The organism is Erythrobacter sp. WG (assembly GCF_026586795.1).
Lineage (GTDB): Bacteria > Pseudomonadota > Alphaproteobacteria > Sphingomonadales > Sphingomonadaceae > Erythrobacter.
In genome coordinates this window covers 1-1,192 of the sequence record NZ_JAPFGY010000058.1, presented here as the reverse complement: position 1 = coordinate 1,192, position 1,192 = coordinate 1, and the positions used below count along the sequence as shown (strand labels likewise).

2 protein-coding genes are annotated in these 1,192 nt (G+C 70.3%); one reads left to right on the top strand and one right to left on the bottom strand.

All coding sequences use genetic code 11. The annotated features are described in order from the left end of the window. Positions 1–206 (bottom strand): zinc-ribbon domain-containing protein (locus OPU67_RS16320; RefSeq protein WP_267621539.1); only part of this gene is annotated, 206 nt, incomplete at its 3' end. A 170-nt stretch (positions 207–376) separates the two neighbouring features. On the opposite strand from OPU67_RS16320, the gene ftsE reads away from it, so the two are divergent. Next, entirely contained in the window at positions 377–1,117 is a 741-nt protein-coding gene (gene ftsE / locus OPU67_RS16315; protein ID WP_267621537.1) for a cell division ATP-binding protein FtsE, read from the top strand. The last annotated feature ends 75 nt before the right edge of the window (positions 1,118–1,192 follow it).

Genomic DNA, 1,192 nt, shown 5'->3' with positions numbered 1-1,192 from the left:
GGAGGAGAAGGCGGCGGCGGCGGGGGGGGAGGCGCGGCAGCCGGCCGCTGCACCGCAGGCGCGGCCGGCGCGGTCGTCACCGCCTCGCCCGGTTCCTGGAACCAGCTGTGCTTGCATTTCGCGCAGCGCACCGTGCGGCCCTCGTTGCCGATGGCGGCATCGGGCACGGCGTAACGGGTGCCACAGGCTGGGCAGGCGATGATCATGTCATCCTCGGCAATAGTCCTCGCAAGGCCGCACACAAGAGCAAGCGCCGCCGTGCACCTCATTTACCGCGTGTTTTCCACATTGCGCAGCCCCGCGCGCCCGCCAACGCCGCCGAATGTCGCGATTGGCCGCTTTCCCGCCGCCTGCCCCGCTGTTAGGTGGGCAAGGGATGCAAGACCGCCTCACCGAGATCGTGAAGTTCGACAATGTCGGCCTGCGCTACGGCACCGATCCCGAGGTGCTGAGCAATCTCTCCTTCACGCTCTATCCGGGCAGCTTCTACTTCCTCACCGGCGCAAGCGGGGCGGGCAAGACCAGCCTCCTGAAGATGCTCTATCTCGCGCAGCCCCCTTCGCGCGGGGCGATCCGGATGTTCGGGCAGGATCTCGTCACCATGCCGCAGAGCCGCCTGCCGGACCTGCGACGCAGGCTCGGCGTGGTGTTCCAGAACTTCCGCCTCGTCCCCTATCTCACCGCCTTCGACAACGTCGCGCTGCCGCTGCGCCTCGCCGGGACGGACGAGAAGAAGGTGGTGCGCGCGGTCGGCGACATGCTCGACTGGGTGGGCCTGTCGCACCGCGCCCAAGCCGTGCCGCCGACGCTCTCGGGGGGCGAGCAGCAGCGCGTCGCGATCGCCCGGGCGGTGATCGCGCGGCCCAAGATGCTGATCGCGGACGAGCCGACCGGCAATGTCGACCCGGACATGGCGCTGAAGCTGCTGCGCCTGTTCGAGGCGCTGAACAACCGTGTCGGCACCACGGTGGTGGTCGCCACCCACGACGTCCACCTCCTCAAGAAGGTGCCGGATTCGCTCATCATGCGGCTCCACAAGGGCCAGCTTTCCGACCCCACCGGCGCGCTGCGCTATCCCCCGCGCCCCACCGCGCCGGGCGGGAGCGCCGTGCCGTGAGCAAGCTGCCGCCCCTGCCCGAAGCGCCCGAGCCCGAGAACGAGGCGCAAGCTGCCCCGCCCGCCCGCCCGCGCG